This is a genomic window from uncultured Caulobacter sp. (assembly GCF_937900395.1).
Lineage (GTDB): Bacteria > Pseudomonadota > Alphaproteobacteria > Caulobacterales > Caulobacteraceae > Caulobacter.
The window spans coordinates 1-17,740 of record NZ_CALCDX010000018.1 but is presented as its reverse complement, the minus strand read 5'-3'; the positions used below and the strand labels follow the sequence as shown (position 1 = coordinate 17,740).

General features: G+C 68.0%; 19 protein-coding genes and 2 pseudogenes. 10 read left to right on the top strand and 11 right to left on the bottom strand.

Features of this window, described 5'->3' with window-relative positions:
- Positions 1-328: pseudogene (locus tag Q0379_RS01560) on the top strand (hypothetical protein); the annotation flags it as partial.
- Between the two features lie 46 nt (positions 329-374).
- Here Q0379_RS01560 and Q0379_RS01555 read toward each other — a convergent pair.
- The 3 genes and pseudogenes from Q0379_RS01555 to ccmA form a co-directional block, all read right to left on the bottom strand.
- Positions 375-536, bottom strand: coding sequence for a peptidoglycan-binding domain-containing protein (locus Q0379_RS01555; protein WP_366519283.1), 162 nt, complete (start codon positions 534-536; stop codon positions 375-377).
- A 45-nt stretch (positions 537-581) separates the two neighbouring features.
- Positions 582-653 (bottom strand): annotated as a pseudogene (locus Q0379_RS01550) (heme exporter protein CcmB); the annotation flags it as partial.
- Positions 650-1,264 (bottom strand): heme ABC exporter ATP-binding protein CcmA, encoded by a 615-nt coding sequence (ccmA, locus tag Q0379_RS01545; protein WP_299003582.1) that lies wholly within the window; start codon positions 1,262-1,264, stop codon positions 650-652. The pseudogene Q0379_RS01550 and the gene ccmA, both read right to left, overlap by 4 nt.
- 183 nt (positions 1,265-1,447) lie before the next feature.
- Here ccmA and acnA point away from each other — a divergent pair, with 183 nt between their 5' ends.
- The 3 genes from acnA (at position 1,448) to Q0379_RS01530 (ending at position 5,927) form a co-directional block, all read left to right on the top strand.
- Entirely contained in the window at positions 1,448-4,135 is a 2,688-nt protein-coding gene (gene acnA, locus Q0379_RS01540; RefSeq protein WP_299003580.1) for an aconitate hydratase AcnA, read from the top strand.
- Between the two features lie 179 nt (positions 4,136-4,314).
- Entirely contained in the window at positions 4,315-5,046 is a 732-nt protein-coding gene (locus Q0379_RS01535; protein WP_299003578.1) for a DUF1223 domain-containing protein, read from the top strand.
- Between the two features lie 548 nt (positions 5,047-5,594).
- On the top strand, positions 5,595-5,927 hold the full coding sequence (locus tag Q0379_RS01530) for a DUF2794 domain-containing protein (protein WP_299003576.1): 333 nt from the start codon (positions 5,595-5,597) through the stop codon (positions 5,925-5,927).
- Here Q0379_RS01530 and Q0379_RS01525 read toward each other — a convergent pair.
- Together Q0379_RS01525 and Q0379_RS01520 are read right to left on the bottom strand one after the other, a co-directional pair.
- Entirely contained in the window at positions 5,924-6,280 is a 357-nt protein-coding gene (locus Q0379_RS01525; RefSeq protein ID WP_299003574.1) for a hypothetical protein, read from the bottom strand. The genes Q0379_RS01530 and Q0379_RS01525 overlap by 4 nt on opposite strands.
- Positions 6,281-6,379: 99 nt before the next feature.
- Entirely contained in the window at positions 6,380-7,129 is a 750-nt protein-coding gene (locus Q0379_RS01520) for a Bax inhibitor-1/YccA family protein (protein WP_299003572.1), read from the bottom strand.
- Positions 7,130-7,315: 186 nt separating this feature from the next.
- On the opposite strand from Q0379_RS01520, the gene Q0379_RS01515 reads away from it, so the two are divergent.
- On the top strand, positions 7,316-8,368 hold the full coding sequence (locus Q0379_RS01515; RefSeq protein ID WP_299003570.1) for an aldo/keto reductase: 1,053 nt from the start codon (positions 7,316-7,318) through the stop codon (positions 8,366-8,368).
- A gap of 6 nt (positions 8,369-8,374) precedes the next feature.
- Here the strand turns inward: Q0379_RS01515 and Q0379_RS01510 are convergent, their stop codons facing one another.
- A complete protein-coding gene (locus Q0379_RS01510) occupies positions 8,375-8,746 on the bottom strand; it encodes an energy transducer TonB (protein ID WP_299003568.1) in 372 nt (123 codons plus the stop codon).
- 64 nt (positions 8,747-8,810) lie between these two features.
- On the opposite strand from Q0379_RS01510, the gene thpR reads away from it, so the two are divergent.
- Positions 8,811-9,350, top strand: a complete 540-nt coding sequence (thpR, locus tag Q0379_RS01505; protein ID WP_299003566.1) for an RNA 2',3'-cyclic phosphodiesterase — start codon at positions 8,811-8,813, stop codon at positions 9,348-9,350.
- Positions 9,351-9,529: 179 nt separating this feature from the next.
- Here thpR and Q0379_RS01500 read toward each other — a convergent pair whose 3' ends face one another.
- Positions 9,530-10,516, bottom strand: a complete 987-nt coding sequence (locus tag Q0379_RS01500) for a D-glycerate dehydrogenase (RefSeq protein WP_299003564.1) — start codon at positions 10,514-10,516, stop codon at positions 9,530-9,532.
- Between the two features lie 72 nt (positions 10,517-10,588).
- Here Q0379_RS01500 and Q0379_RS01495 point away from each other — a divergent pair, with 72 nt between their 5' ends.
- From Q0379_RS01495 to Q0379_RS01480, 4 genes are all read left to right on the top strand, one after another.
- Positions 10,589-11,125: an SH3 domain-containing protein gene (locus Q0379_RS01495; protein WP_299003562.1), complete on the top strand. Its 537-nt coding sequence runs from the start codon at positions 10,589-10,591 to the stop codon at positions 11,123-11,125.
- Positions 11,126-11,193: 68 nt separating this feature from the next.
- Positions 11,194-11,706: a 3-hydroxyacyl-[acyl-carrier-protein] dehydratase FabA gene (gene fabA, locus Q0379_RS01490; protein WP_099537406.1), complete on the top strand. Its 513-nt coding sequence runs from the start codon at positions 11,194-11,196 to the stop codon at positions 11,704-11,706.
- A gap of 78 nt (positions 11,707-11,784) precedes the next feature.
- Entirely contained in the window at positions 11,785-12,996 is a 1,212-nt protein-coding gene (fabB, locus tag Q0379_RS01485; RefSeq protein ID WP_299003541.1) for a beta-ketoacyl-ACP synthase I, read from the top strand.
- Positions 12,997-13,072: 76 nt separating this feature from the next.
- Positions 13,073-13,888, top strand: a complete 816-nt coding sequence (locus tag Q0379_RS01480; RefSeq protein ID WP_299003539.1) for an enoyl-ACP reductase — start codon at positions 13,073-13,075, stop codon at positions 13,886-13,888.
- A gap of 15 nt (positions 13,889-13,903) precedes the next feature.
- On the opposite strand, the gene Q0379_RS01475 is transcribed toward Q0379_RS01480, so the two are convergent.
- The 4 genes from Q0379_RS01475 to Q0379_RS01460 all read right to left on the bottom strand — a co-directional run.
- Positions 13,904-14,512: a TetR/AcrR family transcriptional regulator gene (locus Q0379_RS01475; RefSeq protein WP_299003515.1), complete on the bottom strand. Its 609-nt coding sequence runs from the start codon at positions 14,510-14,512 to the stop codon at positions 13,904-13,906.
- Entirely contained in the window at positions 14,512-16,095 is a 1,584-nt protein-coding gene (locus tag Q0379_RS01470) for a DHA2 family efflux MFS transporter permease subunit (protein WP_299003513.1), read from the bottom strand. Before Q0379_RS01470 ends, Q0379_RS01475 begins: the two co-directional genes overlap by 1 nt.
- A 14-nt stretch (positions 16,096-16,109) precedes the next feature.
- A complete protein-coding gene (locus Q0379_RS01465) occupies positions 16,110-17,213 on the bottom strand; it encodes an HlyD family secretion protein (protein ID WP_299003511.1) in 1,104 nt (367 codons plus the stop codon).
- 123 nt (positions 17,214-17,336) lie between these two features.
- Positions 17,337-17,740, bottom strand: a 404-nt coding sequence (locus Q0379_RS01460; RefSeq protein WP_299003509.1) for a methyl-accepting chemotaxis protein, incomplete at its 5' end; no start/stop codon positions are given.

Below are 17,740 nucleotides of genomic sequence, written 5' to 3'. Positions count from 1 at the left end.
CAAGAGCCAGACCCTGCTGCGGCTCGCGCGCGAAGTGGTCGAAGGGCGCTTGCCGCTCGATCAGTGGCAGGCTGATGCGCCAGCCGAGGTCATTGCCGAACACCTGCTGGCTCTGAAGGGCATCGGGCCCTGGACGGTGGACTACGCACTGTTGCGTGGCTTCGCCCGGCTGGACGGATCGTTGCACGGTGATGCCGCGGTCAGGCGCCAGCTGCAGCGCCTGCTCGGCGCGGAGGAAAAGCTCACACAGCCGTTCGTGCGCGACTGGCTGCAACCTTTCGCCCCGTGGCGCGCGCTGGTGGCGGCCCATCTCTGGGCACTGCCGTAGCAGCTTGTGAGGCAGGGCCGGGTGCTCGGCCCTGCTGCTGCGTTGCTCAGCGCAGCTGTTGCAGCAGCGCCGGGGTCGGATAGCCGTCGGCCGGCAGGCCCAGGCTCTGCTGGAAGGCGCGTACCGCGCGGCGGGTGTTGGCGCCGATGATGCCGTCGGCCGGGCCCGGCTCGTAGCCGCGGGCAGCCAGGCCCTCCTGCAACGCGATGCGCTCGCTGCGGCCCAGCGGGCGTTCGTCCTTCGGCCAGCTGGCCAGCAGCGGCCCGCCGCCGTTGCCCCAGGCCAGGGACAGCTCGCGTCGCAGAAGAACGCCGAACGCCTTCATTGGCCGATCTCCACAGCTCGGGTGGGGATCGGCAGCGGGTCGTGCACCGAGGCCAGGATCATGCCGCCGCCCGCCAGATGCTCGCGCATGACCTCGCCGAACGCGGCGCGCTGGCCGGCGTCCAGCGGGGCCATCGGCTCGTCCAGCAGCCATAGGGCGCGGGGGCTGGCCGCGAGGCGCGCCAGGGCCAGTCGCCGGCGCTGGCCGGCCGATAGGCGCCGGACCTCCAAGTCGAGCAGGCGCATCAGGTCGAAGCGCTTGGCCGCCGCGCGGGCGGTCTCCTCGGTCCCGCCGGTCCACAGGGTCTGGAACCGCAGTTCCTCCCAGGCGGTGCGGCTGGACTTCAGGCCGTCCTGGTGGCCCAGCAGGTGCAGCTGTTCGGCCCGCGCCGCATCGGCCTCCAGCGGCCCGGCCTCGCCTTCGAAGGCGATGGTCCCCTCGGCCGGACGCAGCAGGCCCGCCACCGCGCGCAGCAGGCTGGTCTTGCCTGCGCCATTTCGTCCCACCAGGACGGCGGCCTCGCCGGCGGCCAGCGTCAGGTCGAGGTTCGAGAACAGGCGGCGCTCGCCGCGTGTAATCGCCAAATCCTTTATGAGAACAACTCTCAACACGCCAAGACCCCGCGCGCGACATGGACGTTGAGCCAACGCAGCGCTAAGAAGCGCGCGGTCGTCCCCCTCCAGTCGGTTTGGGTGGTACGCGGCGCGGAGGCGGAACCTGTGTGTCCCTTCCGATCAGCGCGTGATCCCGGGAGTGGTTTTCGGGCGGCCGTGGACAGAGAAGGATCCTTGAATATGGCGTCTGTGGACAGCCTGAAAGCCCGTCGCGAGCTTAACGTCGGCGGCAAGACCTACGTCTATTACAGCCTTCGCGCCGCCGAGGAAGCCGGTCTTGCCGGAACTTCTTCGCTGCCGGTCTCGATGAAGGTGCTTCTCGAGAACCTGCTGCGCAACGAAGACGGCGTCTCGGTCGCCGAGGACGACCTGAAGGCCGTCGCCGCCTGGCTGCAGAACAAGGGCTCGGTCGAGCACGAAATCAGCTTCCGCCCCGCGCGCGTGCTGATGCAGGACTTCACCGGCGTTCCGGCCGTCGTCGACCTGGCCGCCATGCGCGACGCCATGGTCGCCCTGGGCGCCGACCCGGCCAAGATCAACCCGCTGAACCCCGTCGACCTGGTCATCGACCACTCGGTGATGGTCGACAACTTCGGCGACGCCAAGGCCTATGACGCCAACGTCAAGCGCGAGTACGAGCGCAACATCGAGCGCTACCGCTTCCTGCGCTGGGGCTCGTCGGCCTTCAACAACTTCCGCGTCGTGCCGCCCGGCACCGGCATCTGCCACCAGGTGAACCTGGAATACCTGGCCCAGACCGTGTGGACGAACACCGTCGACGGCGCCGAAGTCGCCTATCCCGACACCGTCGTCGGCACCGACAGCCACACGACCATGGTCAACGGCCTGGCCGTCCTGGGCTGGGGCGTGGGCGGCATCGAGGCCGAGGCCGCGATGCTGGGCCAGCCGATCCCGATGCTGATCCCGGAAGTCATTGGCTTCAAGCTGACCGGCGCCCTGCCGGAAGGCGCGACGGCCACCGACCTGGTGCTGACCGTCACCCAGATGCTCCGCAAGAAGGGCGTGGTCGGCAAGTTCGTCGAATTCTTCGGCGACGCCCTGGCCAACCTGACCCTGGAAGACCAGGCGACCATCGCCAACATGGCGCCGGAATACGGCGCCACCTGCGGCTTCTTCCCGATCTCGGCCTCGACCATCGCCTATCTGAAGGGCACCGGCCGCACGCCGGAGCGCGTCGCCCTGGTCGAAGCCTACGCCAAGGAGCAGGGCCTGTGGTGGGAGCCGGGCGTGCCCGAACCGACCTTCACCGACACCCTGGAACTCGACCTGTCGACCGTCCAGCCCTCGCTGGCCGGCCCGAAGCGCCCGCAGGACCGCGTCCTGCTGGCCGACGCCGCCGCCAAGTTCGCCGAGTCGCTGGTGGGTGAGTTCGGCAAGGCCGAGACCCCCGATCTGCGCGCTCCGGTGGAAGGCGAGAACTTCGACGTCGGCCACGGCGACGTGGTCATCGCGGCCATCACCTCGTGCACCAACACCTCCAACCCCTCGGTGCTGATCGCCGCCGGCCTGCTGGCCAAGAACGCGGTCGCCAAGGGCCTGAAGGTCAAGCCGTGGGTGAAGACCTCGCTGGCGCCTGGCTCCCAGGTTGTCACCGACTACCTGGCCAAGGCGGGCCTCACGAAGTCGCTGGACGCCCTGGGCTTCAACCTGGTCGGCTACGGCTGCACCACCTGCATCGGCAACTCGGGTCCGCTGCCGGAAGCCATCAGCAAGACGATCAACGACAACGACCTGGTCGCCTGTAGCGTGCTCTCGGGCAACCGCAACTTCGAAGGCCGCGTGAACCCGGACGTCCGCGCCAACTACCTGGCCTCGCCGCCGCTGGTGGTGGCCTACGCCCTGGCCGGCAGCCTGAAGATCGACCTGGCCACCCAGCCGATCGGCCAGGACAAGAAGGGCAACGACGTCTACCTGAAGGACATCTGGCCCTCGAACGAGGACATCGCCGCCCTGCAGCGCAAGGCGATCAACGAGAAGATGTTCGCCAGCCGCTACGGCGACGTCTTCAAGGGCGACAAGAACTGGCAGGGCATCAAGGTGACCGGCGGCCAGACCTACGCCTGGGAAGCCGATTCGACCTACGTCCAGAACCCGCCCTACTTCCCCAATATGTCGATGACGCCGGCTCCGGTGACCGACATCGTGGAAGCCCGCATCCTGGCCGTGTTCGGCGACTCGATCACCACCGACCACATCAGCCCGGCCGGTTCGATCAAGGCCTCCAGCCCAGCGGGCAAGTTCCTGATCGACCACGGCGTCCAGCCGGTGGACTTCAACGGCTACGGCGCCCGCCGCGGCAACCACCAGGTGATGATGCGCGGCACCTTCGCCAACATCCGGATCCGCAACCGCATCACCCCGGACATCGAAGGCGGCGTGACCAAGCACTTCCCGACCGGCGAAGTGATGTCGATCTACGACGCGGCCATGAAGTACCAGGAAGAAGGCCGCCCCGCGGTCGTCTTCGGCGGCAAGGAATACGGCACCGGCTCGTCGCGTGACTGGGCCGCCAAGGGCACCAAGCTGCTGGGCGTCCGCGCGGTGATCTGCGAGAGCTTCGAGCGCATCCACCGCTCGAACCTGGTCGGCATGGGCGTTCTGCCGCTGCAGTTCGTCCAGGACGGCTGGCAGAAGCTGGAGCTGACCGGCGAGGAGATCGTCTCGATCCGTGGTCTGACGGATCTGGCGCCGCGCAAGCAGCTGATCGTCGAGCTGTACCGCCCGACCGACGGCCGCATCGCCCGCTTCCCGGTCCGCTGCCGCATCGACACCCCGACCGAACTTGAATACTTCAAGAACGGCGGCGTGCTGAACTACGTGCTGCGCAACCTGGCGCGCGCGGACTAAGCGCAAGCCGCGAGGCTTGAACGAGACGGCCGGCTCCTCGCGGGGCCGGCCGTTTTCGTTCTGTCATGCGCCGTTTCGCTCCGTGACAACGATGTCTCCACCGTTTCTCCCCATGGACCGCCGCTATTCACGGCCTCGTGAACGGATATCCTGGGCGTTCTTGGCTTAAGTGACCCGCAATGCGTAAGGCCGCCCTCTCTCTGTTCTGCCTGGCCCTGTCCGGCGTCGCGTCGTCCCTGGCTTGGGGGTCGGCCGCCTGGGCGGGCAAGCCGCCCGTGGTGGTCGAGCTGTTCACCGCCCAGGGCTGCTCGTCGTGCGGCAAGGCCAACCAGCTGGCGGCCGAACTGGCCAAGCGCGAGGGTGTCCTCGCCCTGACCTATTCCGTCGACTACTGGGACTATCTCGGCTGGAAGGACACCTTCGCCAAGCCGGACTTCGCCGAACGCCAGCGCGCCTACGCCAAGAAGTTCGCCCTGCGCGACGTGCCCACGCCCCAGATGGTGGTCGGCGGCCGCGTCCAGGCCTCGGGAACCAAGGCCGAGGCGATCGAGGACCTCGTGAAGGCGGCCGCCAAGGCCCCGGCCAATCCGCCCGACATGGAATTCGTCGGCAAGACCCGGGTGGCGGTCGGTTCCGGCCCCACGCCGCGCGGCGGCGGCGAGGTCTGGCTGGTGCGCTACGATCCCCGCGAGCAGGACATCGCCGTCAAGCGCGGCGACAACAAGGGACAGACCCTGGCGCATCGTAACGTCGTGCGTGAGCTGGTGCGCCTGGGCCCGTGGGCGGGCAGACCCAAGCTCTACCGCTTGCCGAAGGCCGCCGACGCCGACCTGGTGACCGTGGTGATGGTGCAGGGCGCCAAGGGCGGCCGCATCCTGGGCGTGCTGCAGGCCCCCGCCGCCGACCGCTGAGCCTCGCGGGGCGCTTTCCGGACAAAGGAAAACCCGCGCGGCGGAGGGGAACGGCCGCGCGGGTCCTTTAAGCGTCATCGAAGACTTGCGGGCCGGAGGGGCTGGGGGGCTGGACAGGACCCCGGTCCGTCTTCGTCGACGCTCTTCTTATCGACCGCCAAACGGGCGAGCGCTGGACCAAACCAAGGTGCTTTGACGACGGGGTGTGGCGGTCGTGCGGCCAGCGTCTCCGGCCTGTTACACGACGCGGCGAACGCAAAAAGCCCGCGCGGGAGGGGGATCCGCGCGGGCTCGTTGGGGGAGGGGGATATTTCAAGTCTGTCGGCCGACCGGCCCGCGATCTGGGGGCTGGGGGGGCTGTTCAGGATCCTGACCACAGGGTCTCCGATCAGCCGACACTGACCTTATCGACCCGCAAACAGGCGGGCGAAGGACCGAAATAAGGTCCTTTCAGGGCGCGTCGTGTCCATCGCATGTCATTTCCGCCGGCCGTGTCCCATCTGACACGATGCTGTTCCAATCGGCCGGATTCGGACTAGATTCGCCTCATGGCCCTGGATTCCCAGCCCGCGCCGGTCGGCGGCGTCGTCTTTTTCGAGCGGCGAGAGCTCGACCAGCTGATGCGTCTCTACGGTCGCATGGTCGCCGCCGGCGAGTGGCGCGACTACGGCATCGCCGGCCTCTCGGACCGCGCCGTGTTCTCGATCTTCCGCCACGCGGCCGAGGCGCCGCTCTATAGGGTCGAGAAGCACCCCTCCCTGGCCCGCAAACAGGGCGCCTGGGCGGTGTTCGGCCAGGGCGGCCAGATCCTCAAGCGCGGCCACGAGCTGGCCCAGGTGCTGCGGGTGTTCGAGAAGGGCAAGTTCTCGGTCGTCGACTAGAACGAAAAGCCCAGCTTGGCGCCGACGAAGCGGCCTTCGTTGTCATAGCCCCGCGCCGCGCCCACGCCGCTAGTGTCGGCGCTGGGCTGGATGCCGCACAGCACGCCGATCCCGCCCGAAACACCGCCTTGGCGGCGCTCGATCGCCGTCCGCGCCACGCCCCTGGGCAGAGGGGGCGGCGCGTTGGCGTAGCGCAGCTCGATCGGGCCGGCCGGCTTCAGGTTCAGCGGCGCGGCGAGATTGGGCGTCCTGGCGGCGCTCGGGGCGGCCGGCGGATAGACCGGAAGCGTGGCCTCGGCATGGGCGAGGCCAGGGGCCGCCAAGGCGACGGTGAAGGCGAGGGTCCGGATCATGGTCGTCTCCATCAACGACAATGTGGGGCGGCTCCGGCCCAAGAAAAAGCCCCGGCGGTTTCCCGCCGGGGCTCGTCTGGTCCGTTTCGCAACGCCGGCTTAGCGGCGGTCGCCCATCATGCTGAGCAGGAATTGGAACAGGTTGATGAAGTTCAGATAGAGGCTCAGCGCGCCGTAGTTGGTCGCCACGGCCATCGACTGCTGGTCGCCGCCCAGGGCGTAATAGGTCATCTTCAGGCGCTGGGTGTCATAGGCGATCAGGCCCGCGAAGATGAACACGCCCAGAATGTTGATCACGAACGACAGGCCCGGCAGATGCAGGAACATCTGGACCAGCGAGGCGAGCATGATGCCGATCAGGCCCATGATCAGGAAGCTGCCGAAGCCGGTCAGGTCCTTCTTGGTCGTGTAGCCGACCAGGCTGAGCCCGCCGAAGGCGGCGGCGGTCACGAAGAAAGTCGCGGCCACCGAGGCGCCGGTGTAGATCAGCAGCCAAACGCCCAGGCCCGCGCCGATCGAGGCGACCATCGCCCAGTAGAGAATGCCCGACGAGCGCGCCGTCGGGTTGCGCATGGCGAACATGGACACCAGCATCATCACGAGCGGGGCGAAGGCCACGACCATGCCCAGCAGGGTGAAGCCGGCGAAACGCCCGCCCGGCCCGACCTGGTACAGCAGATTGGCCAGCGGCGTCGCGCTGGTCAGGAAGGCCAGAGCGCCCGACAGCAGGAGGCCCAGCGCCACCTTGTTGTAGACGCCGAGCATGAAACTACGCAGGCCGGCGTCAACCGACATGTCGGCGCGATCCGCCGGGATCGAGCGCGCGTAGCCGCGGTTGAAGTCGTTCATCGAATTAAGCCCTTGAGCTAGGCGTCCACGGTGGACGCCTTCGAAATATCGGGTGTCCTCGCGCTCGGCGCAATCCCCGTTCGAAAAGTATACATGGTATGCGGCCGCGCGCCCATCCGGCGCTTCCCAAGCCGCCGCCAGACCCCTTAAGAACAAAGGTGAAAAACAAGAACGAGGGACGCGCCGATGGAGTACGCCAAGCTGGGTCGGACCGACGTGACGGTCTCGCGCTGCTGCCTGGGCACCATGACCTGGGGCTCGCAGAACACGGAAGCCGAGGCCCACGAGCAGATGGACTACGCGCTGGGCCGGGGCGTGACCTTCTGGGACACGGCCGAGATGTACGCCAGCCCGCCCAATCCCGAGACCCAAGGCCGCACCGAGGAATACATCGGCTCGTGGTTCCAGAAGACCGGCAAGCGCCACGAGGTGGTGCTGGCTTCCAAGGTCGCCGGCCAGGGCGCGGCGTTCGGCGGGCTCTCCTGGATGCGCAAGGACGGCGCGACCACCCGCCAGACCAAGGCCCAGATCGACGAGGCCGTCGAGGGCTCGCTGCGCCGGCTGAAGACCGACTATCTCGACCTCTACCAGCTGCACTGGCCCGATCGCCGGGTGCGGGTGTTCGGCGGCCAGACCTTCAAGGACTACGACCAGGACTTCGAAAGCTTCGGCGATATCCTCGAGGCGCTGGACGCCCATGTGAAGAAGGGCTCGATCCGCCACGTCGGCGTCTCGAACGAGTTCCCGTGGGGCGTCATGCGGTTCCTGGCCGAGAGCGACACGAAAGGCCTGCCCCGTATCGCCTCGATCCAGAACGCCTACCACCTGGCCAACCGCACCTTCGAATACGGCCTGGCCGAGATCGCCATGCGCGAGCAGGTGGGCCTCCTGGCCTATTCGCCGCTGGCCCAGGGCCAGCTGACCGGCAAGTACCTTGACGGCGCCCTGCCGGCCGGCTCGCGCAAGGCGCTCTACAACCGGATGCAGCGCTACGAGGGCCCTGGCTCGCAGGAGGCCTTTCACGCCTATGTGGCCCTGGCCGAGGCCAACGGCATTCACCCGGCCCAGCTGGCCCTGAAGTTCTGCGATACGCGGCCGTTCACGACCGCCACGATCATCGGCGCGACCTCGATGGAGCAGCTGAAGACCAATATCGACGCCTTCGACCTGGCCTGGACCGACGACCTGGAAGACGCCGTCAACGCCATCCACGCCCGTCACCCCAATCCGTGCCCGTGAGGCTTCCTAGGGCTTCGCGGCGCCCGTGGGCGGTTGGAACACCATGGGAATCTTGATGGTCGCCCCCTCGACCGGACCTTTGGCCCCACCCTTGGGATGGGTGCGGAAGCGCTCGCTGAGCCGCAGGGCCGCAGGGCCCAGGCCCGCGCCGGCCGGTGTTTCGTCCTCCACCTGGCAATCGCGCACCCCACCGTCGGCCTTCAGGATACAGCGCAGCGTCACCTTGCCGGCGATGGGCGGCATGGATGCGGTCTCAGGCGTTTGCGCCTGGGCGAGCGGGCCCAAAGCCAAGCCCAACGCGACCGCCAACGGCCATAGAGGGCCTCGATCCAAACTTCGCGCCAAGCTGGCCTCCTGCCTCTCAATTCCAGATAGCATGAAAGCGGGGCTCGCTCACCCAGACTCCTCTTGTCCTGGCGTTGCAGGGGATTAAACCCAGGCGATGATCCGTCTCTTCACCGCCATCGCCATCCCGTCCGACATCGGCGAGGGCCTGCTCTCGCGTCAGCACGGGATCGAGGGCGCGCGCTGGCGGCCGCTGGAGGCTTTCCACATCACGCTGCGCTTCATCGGCGACGTGGCCGAGAACGTGGCCGACGACCTGGACGAGGCGCTGATGCGGATCGACGCCCCGGCCTTCGACCTGACCCTGGCCGGCGCCGGCTGCTTCGGGGAGGGGGCGGACATCCACGCCGTCTGGGCCGGCGTCGAGGACAGCGCGCCGCTGCGCCGCCTGCAGAAGGCCAACGAAAGCGCCTCCCGCGCGGCCGAGCTCAAGCCCGAGACGCGGGTCTACAGGCCGCACGTCACCCTGGCCTATCTGAAGAAGCCAGCCGTTCCCGAGGTCGGCGCCTGGATCCAGGCGCATAACCTGCTGAAGTCGCCGAGCTTCCCCGTCGACCGCTTCGGGCTCTATTCCAGCTGGCAGACCAGCGCGGGGTCGGTCTATCGGCTCGAGCGGGAGTATCCGCTGGCGGGGTAAAAGGCGGCGTTAGCGCCCCCTCCGTCACGCGGCTGCGCCGCGCGCCACCTCCCCCGTTCGGCTTCGCCGCCCTTACGGGTCACGGGTGAGGAGGATATCTGCCATCCTCCCTCGCGAAGCGGGGGAGGTGGATCGGCGCGAAGCGACGAGACGGAGGGGGCGCTAAAATGCGCGCGCCCCTACAGCATCGCCGGGATGACGCGGTCCGGCGGCCGGTGGCCGTCCATGAAGGTCTTCACGTTGACGATGACCTTCTCGCCCATGTCGATGCGGCCCTCGACCGTGGCCGAGCCCATGTGGGGCAGCAGCACGACGTTGGGCAGCTTCAGGAGCTTGGGATTGATGGCGGGCTCGTGCTCGTAGACGTCGAGGCCGGCGCCGGCGATCTCGCCCTTGGCCAGCATGTTGGCCAGCGCGCCTTCGTCGATCACCTCGCCGCGCGCGGTGTTGACCACCACGGCGTGCGGCCGCAGAAGCTTCAGCCGGCGCGCGGACAGCAGGTGGTAGGTCGCTGGCGTGTGCGGGCAGTTGACCGAGATGAAGTCCATCCGGGCCAGCATCTGGTCCAGGCTTTCCCAGTAGGTGCAGCCCAGCTCCTCGGCGATGCGCGGGCTGACGGGCTTGCGGTTGTGGTAGTGCACCTGCATGCCGAAGGCCTTGGCGCGGCGGGCGACGGCCTGGCCGATGCGGCCCATGCCGATGATGCCCAGGCGCTTGCCCCACAGGCGGCGGCCCAGCATCCAGGTCGGCGACCAGCCGTGGAAGCCGCCGGCCTTGACCACCTCGGCGCCTTCGACGATCCGGCGCGAGGCCGCCATGATCAGGGTCATGGTCAGGTCGGCAGTGTCCTCGGTCAGGACGCCCGGCGTGTTGGTGACGATGATGCCGCGCGCATTGGCCGTGGCGACGTCGATATTGTCGACGCCGGCCCCGAAATTGGCGATCAGCTTGAGCCGATCGCCGGATCGCGACAGTAGGCGCGAGTCGATGCGGTCGGTGATGGTCGGCACCAGCACGTCGGCGCGGCTCATGGCGTCGACGAGCTCATCTGGCGTCATCGGCGTGTCGGTGACGTTGAGTTCGGTATCGAACAGTTCGCACATCCGCGTCTCCACCGGATCGGGGAGTTTGCGGGTGACGACGACTTTGAGCTTGCGGGCGGCCATGGTCGGACTGAAAAGCTCTCACTGACGGGCGTTTGAAAGCTGTAGCAAAGGGGCCCGAAAGGGCCAAGCAACATGCCGTCGAAAACAGAACAAGGTTTGCCCCGGATGCGTTTCACGGGACTTTTCCTGGGATTCGCGGTCATGGCGGCCGGTCCGGCGGCGGCCGAGGGGCCCAGGGTGACCCCCTCGGGCCTGGAGGTGCCGCGCTACGTCTCGCTGAAATACGCCGAGGTGAACGCGCGCAAGGGTCCCGACGAGGCCCACCAGCTGCTGTGGATCTATCGCGCCAAGGGATTGCCCGTGCAGATCGTCGCCGAGACGCGCGAATGGCGCCGGATCTGCGATCCGGAAGGCGGTCTGGCCTGGGTGCACAAGCGCACGGTCGATGGCCGCCGCTCGGCCATGCGCGTCCAGCCGACCAACCTGCCGCTGCTGAAATCGCCCAAGGACGGCGCCAAGGTCACCGCCTATCTGAAGGCGCGAGGCGTCGCGGCGCTGGACAAGTGCGAGAAGGGCTGGTGCCGGCTGCGCGCGGATGGAGCCTCGGGCTGGGCGCGGGAGGGCGACATCTGGGGCGCCGATCCGGCGGTGCAGTGCCGTGAGGACTGACCCTATCACGATCTGTTTCGACAGGGAAACATTGAGGCCCGGCCCGGCGCCGTGCTAGGGCGTGCCCCATGCAGAAGAACGCCTACACCTACGAAGAACTTCTGGCCTGCGGCCGCGGCGAGCTTTTCGGCCCCGGCAACGCCCAGCTGCCGGCCCCGCCGATGCTGATGTTCGACCGGATCGTTCGCATCGAGTCGGAAGGCGGCAAGTACGGCAAGGGCTATGTCGAAGCCGAATTCGACATCAATCCGGACCTCTGGTTCTTCGGCTGCCACTTCATCGGCGACCCGGTCATGCCGGGGTGCCTGGGCCTGGACGCCATGTGGCAGCTGGTCGGCTTCTTCCTGGGCTGGTCGGGCGCGCCGGGCCGCGGCCGCGCCCTGGGCGTGGGCGAGGTCAAGTTCACTGGCCAGGTCACGCCGGACGTCAAGAAGGTCGTCTATAAGATCGACCTGAAGCGCGTCATCATGCGCAAGCTCGTCATGGGAATTGGCGAAGGCGTGCTGGAGGCCGACGGCAAGGTGATCTACGAAACCAAGGACCTTAAGGTCGGGTTGTTCACGCCTGAACAGATGGCTTGATCCGTTAGTTTAGAGACCGGTCGTCTAGCGAAAGAACCGGCCCCTGACGGATCGGAGGGGGAGAAGAGGATTTACAGAATGCGTCGCGTCGTCGTCACCGGACTGGGGATCGTCTCGTCCATCGGCAACAACGCCCATGAGGTGCTGGCCTCCCTGCGCGAGGCCAAGTCGGGCGTGATCGCCGCGCCGGAATACGCCGAGCTCGGCTTCCGCTGCCAGGTCCACGCCGCGCCCCAGATCGACTGGGAGCCGCTGGTCGATCGCCGCGCGGCGCGGTTCCTCGCGCCCGGCACGGCCTACGCCCACATCGCCATGGAGCAGGCGATCGCCGACTCGGGTCTTTCCGAGTCCGAGATCAGCCATGAGCGCACGGGCCTGATCGTCGGCTCGGGCGGTCCCTCGACCCGCGTCATCGTCGAGGCCGCCGCCACGACCCGGGAAAAGGGTCCCAAGCGGATCGGCCCGTTCGCGGTGCCCAAGGCCATGAGCTCGGGTCCGTCGGCCGTGCTGTCGACCTGGTTCAAGATCCGCGGGATCAACTATTCGATCAGCTCGGCCTGCGCGACCAGCGCCCACTGCATCGGCGCGGCCGCCGAGCAGATCCAGCTGGGCAAGCAGGACGTGATCTTCGCCGGCGGCTGCGAGGAGCTGGACTGGACCCTGTCGAACCTGTTCGACGCGATGGGCGCCATGAGCAGCAACTTCAACGACCGCCCGGCCGTCGCCAGCCGCGCCTACGACAAGAACCGCGACGGCTTCGTGATCGCTGGCGGCGCCGGGATCGTGGTGCTGGAAGAGTACGAACGGGCCAAGGCCCGCGGGGCCAAGATCTACGGCGAGCTGGTCGGCTACGCCGCCAATTCCGACGGCTACGACATGGTCGCCCCGTCGGGCGAGGGCGCGGCGCGCTGCATGCGCCTGGCCATGGCCGAGGCCGGCAACCGGACCATCGACTATCTGAATCCGCACGGCACCTCGACGCCGGTCGGCGACAGCAAGGAGATGGGCGCTGTGCGCGAGGTGTTCGGCGACAAGCCGCCGATGATCTCGTCGACCAAGTCCCTGACCGGCCACAGCCTGGGCGCGGCCGGCGCGCAGGAAGCCATCTACTCGATCCTGATGCTCGACAACGGCTTCGCCGCCGAGAGCGCCCACATCGAGGAGCTGGACCCCGAGTTCGCCGACCTGCCGATCCTGCGCCAGCGCGTCGACAAGCCGCTCGAGACCGTGATGTCCAACAGCTTCGGCTTTGGAGGCACCAACGGCACGCTGATCTTCAGCAAGGTCTAGGTTTGGGGGGTGGGTTCCGCCCACGGGCGGGCCCTGCTAACCAGCGCTCAACGATTTGCCATAGAGGGCCCGACACATGGCCGACGATTACGCGTTCCCCAAGGGCGAGCTGATGCGGGGCAAGAAGGGCCTCGTCATGGGCGTGGCCAACCACAACTCGATCGCCTGGGGCATCGCCAGCCAGCTGGCCGCCCAGGGCGCCGAGATGGCCTTCACCTATCAGGGCGAAGAGCTGGAGCGCCGCGTGCGCCCGCTGGCCGAGAGCATCGGCGTCAAGACGATGATCCCGGCCGACGTCACCGACGACGCCTCGATGGACGCGGCCTTCGCCCAGATCGAGAAGGAGTTCGGCACGCTGGACTTCGTCGTCCACTCGGTGGCCTTCGCCAACAAGAACGAGCTGAAGGGCTCCTTCGTGGACAACACCACCCGCGAAGGCTTCCTGATGGCCATGAACATCTCGGCCTTCAGCTTCGTGGACGTCGCCAAGCGCGCCTCCAAGCTGATGCCGAACGGCGGCTCGCTGATCACCATGACCTATCTGGGGTCGGAGCGGACCATTCCGAACTACAACACCATGGGCGTGGCCAAGGCGGCGCTGGAAGCGGCGACCCGCTACATCGCCCGCGACCTCGGCCCCAAGGGCATCCGCGCCAACGCCATCTCGGCTGGCGCCATGCGCACCCTGGCCCTGGCCGGCATCTCGGGCGGCCGCAGCATGATCGCCCAGGGCCGCGCGTTCTCGGCGATGAAGGAAGACACCTCGATGGAAGGCGTCGCCGGCTGCGCCCTGTGGCTGGCCTCGGACCTCGGCAAGTCGACCACGGGCGAAGTCGTCCACGTCGACGCCGGCTTCCACATGATGGGCATGCCCGACCAGGACGAGGCGTAAGCCCGCCCTATAGGCCTACAGGGCGTAGGCCCGCATGAACCGTTCGGCCGCTTCCCGCGCGAAGCGGCCGAACTCTTCCGGCGTCTTGTCGGAAGGCAGCCGCAGCAGGGCGCGCATCTGGCTCTGGCCCATGATCATGCCGGAGAAGAACTCCGCCGCCTGGTCGCAGTCCTCGACCTTCATCCGGCCCAGTTCCGTCTCGGTCTTCAGGAACGCGGCCAGCTGGCGGCGGGCGCTTAAGGGGCCGGCTTCATAGACTTCCTGGGCGACGTCGGGCATCTCGCCCGCCCCCATCATCACCACCCGCATCATCGAGTAGCTCTTGTTGGTGATCACCGTCTCCAGCAGCGAGCGGGCGTAGGCCTCCAGGGTCGCGGTCGGGTTGTCGACGGCGTCCTGGCCGCGCAGCGGCGCGGTGACCCGCTCGACCCGGCGCTGCATCAGGGCCCGCATCAGCTCGGCCTTGGAGCCATAGTGATTATAGACCGTCTGCTTGGAGACGCCCGCCCGCTTGGCGATCGCCTCCATCGGCGCGGCCAGGCCCCGCTCGCCGATCACCTCGACGGCGGCGTCGAGGATGGCTTCGGTCTTGGCGACGTCGATCTGTCCGGGAATGCGCGGCATCAGTGGGCGTCCGAGGGCGGCGGCGGGGCGTTCTTGGCCGGGCTGGCGAACAGAGACACGAACGCCGCCAGGAAACACCCGATCGCCAGCAAGGTGAAGCTGTCGCCGAACGCCATGACCGTGGCCTGCTGCTCGAGCATGCCGCCGATAGCCTTGCGGGCCGCGCCGCCAGGGTCGGCGACGCCCAGCTGCATCATCCGCTCGGTGAGTCCGGCCATCATGCTGGCGGTCGGGCCGCCCTGGGTGACCTTCGAGGTCATGTCGTCGTAGTAGAGCGCCGTCTGCTGGGTGATCGAGGTGGCCAGCAGGGCCAGGCCCACCGCGCCACCGGTGTTGCGGGCCAGGTTCACCAGGCCCGAGGCGTTCTTGACCATCTGCGGCGGCAGGGTGCTCATCGTGACCTGCTGGGTGGCGATCATGGCGATCATCACGCCGACACCCCGGCAGGCCTGGACCCCGGCGAACTCCCAGAAGCCCCAGTCCTTGGTCACGCCATGGGCCATATACATGCCCCAGCCGGCCAGGATGAAGCCCAGGCACATCGGCACCCGCGGATCGCTCTTGCGGACGAGGCGTCCCGCGATCGGGCCGGTCAGGAACATCGACAGGCCCGAGACGATCATCGTCGTGCCGACCTCCGACGCCGAATAGTGGCGCACCCGGCCCAGGAACTGCGGCAGCAGGAAGGTGCCGCCGAACAGGCTGGCCCCCGACACCGCGGTCATGGCGACCCCGACGGTGAAGTTGCGGTTGGCGAAGGCCCGCAGCTCGACGATCGGATTGTTGTAGGTCAGCTGCCGCCAGATGAAGACCGCGCCGCCGATTACGGCGGTGACGGTCAGCCACAGGATGGCGGTGTCGTCGAACCAGTCGTCCTTGGCGCCTTCCTCCAGCACGTACTGCATGCTCATCAGGAAGACGGCCATGACCGCCAGGCCGAACCAGTCGAAACCCTTGGCCAGGCTGGGATCGCCCTTGTCGAAGTCGCCCCAGCGCGCCACGCCGAACAGCACCAAGAGGCCGGTGGGCACGTTGATGAAGAACAGCCAGCGCCAGGACAGCGCCTCGGTTAGATGGCCGCCCAGGGTGGGGCCGACGGTCGGGGCCAGGGTGACGATCAGGCCCATGATCACGCTGGCCGTCACGCGCCGCTCGGGCGGGAAGGCGGTGAAGGCGACCGCGAACACCGTCGGGATCATCGCCCCGCCGATGAAGCCCTGCAGCGCCCGCGTCAGGATCATCATGTCGATCGACGAGCTCAGGCCCGTCAGCACGCTCATGACGATGAAGCCGGTGCACGAGGCGAGGTACAGGCGCTGGGTGCCCCACAGGCGCGACAGATATCCCGACAGCGGGATCATCACGACCTCGGGGATCAGATAGGCGGTCTGGATCCAGCTGATCTGGTCGGTGCTGGCGCCGACGCCGGCCTGAATCTGCGGCAGCGAGGCCGCGACGATCTGGATGTCCAGGATGGCCATGAACTGGCCGATGACCATCGCCCCGAAACCGAGGAACAGTTTGCCCCAATCAACCTCGGGCTTGGGCGCGGCTTGCGAGGCGGGGAGGGCGGCGTCGCTCATGACGCGTCCGCCGTCTAGCGGTCCACGCCCTGGCGGGCGACCTGCGGCGTGCTCTGGCCCGCTTCGGCGAAGGACGGGCCCGAGCGGTCGCGGACATCGACCTTGACCTCGACCGACAGGCCCGGACGCAGGGCCGCGCCCAGCTGGCTGCGATCGACGGCGATCTTCACCGGCAGGCGCTGGGTGATCTTGGTGAAGTTGCCGACGGCGTTCTCGACGGGGATCAGGGCGAATTCCTGGCCGGTGGCCGGGGCGAAGCTGTCGACCTTGCCGACGATCTTGGCCTTGCCGAAGGCGTCGGCCTTGATCTCGACCGGCTGGCCGACGCGGATGCGCGCGACCTGGGTCTCCTTGAAGTTGGCGACGATATAGGCCTGACCCAGCGGCACGACCGACATCAGGGCCACGCCGGGCTGGACCAGCTGGCCCGGCCGGACCGAGCGGGCGCCGACGACGCCGGCGGCCGGCGCGCGGATCACGGTCCGCTCCAGGTCCAGCTTGGCCTGCTCCACCGCGGCGTGGGCGGCGGCGGCTTGAGCCACGGCCTGAGCCTTGGCCGAGCCCAGCGACTGGGCGGCGCGGCGCTCGGCTTCCAAGGCGGCCTGGGCGCTGGCGACGCCGGCGGCGGTCTGGGTGGCGGCCGCGCGCTCGGTCTGGACCTTCTGTTGCGAGACCCAGCCTTGCGTCGCCAGGCTGTTGTAGCGCTCGAGGTCGGCCTTGGCCCGGCTGGCGTCGGCCTGGGCGCTGGTCACGCCGGCGGCCCGCTGGGCGATCATGGCCTGCTCGAGGCTGTTCTTGTCATCGATGGCGCGGACGGCCGCGTCGGCGGCGCCGGCGTTGGCGATCGCCTGGTCGACGATGGCCTGGAAGGTCGACGGATCGATCTTGGCCAGCACCTGGCCGGCCTCGACCCGCTGGTTGTCGGCCACCAGCACCTCGGCCACATAGCCGGAGACCTGCGGGCTGATCTGCACCGTATCGGCCTGGACGAAGGCGTTGTCGGTGCTTTCGAAGTGCTGCTTGTCCAGGAACCACAAGGTTCCGCCGACCACGACGGCGGCCACGAGGACCCCGCCCGCGACCATCGGGACCAACTTCTTCTTTTGCGGCGTCGCCATGAACGGAAAAACCCCATCCCCAGAGCGTGAGCGCGCCCGATAGTCACATCACGCGGGCGCGGCAAGCGGATAAATGGACGCATTCGTCCAAAAATCAATGAACGCTGGAAGAAGTTTTTTCGATCAGGCCGCGCGACGTCCTTGGCCCTGTCCGCCATCCTCTTCCGCGAGGCGGAAACGCTGCACCAGGCGGCCCAGCTCGCTCGCCTCGCTGGACAGGTTGTGGCTCGCGGCGGTGCTCTCTTCGACCATGGCGGCGTTCTGCTGGGTGGCCTGATCCATCTGGTTCACGGCCGTGTTGACCTGTTGCAGTCCCGTGGACTGTTCGTTGGCCGAGGCGGCGATCTCGGCGACGATGCGATTCATGTCCTGAACGCCCGAGATGATCCGTCGCAGGGCCGCGCCCGTCTCGCCGACCAGGTTCACGCCCTCGTCGACCTGCTGGGTCGAGGTCGAGATCAAGGTCTTGATTTCCTTGGCGGCCTCGGCCGAGCGCTGGGCCAGGGCCCGCACTTCCTGGGCGACGA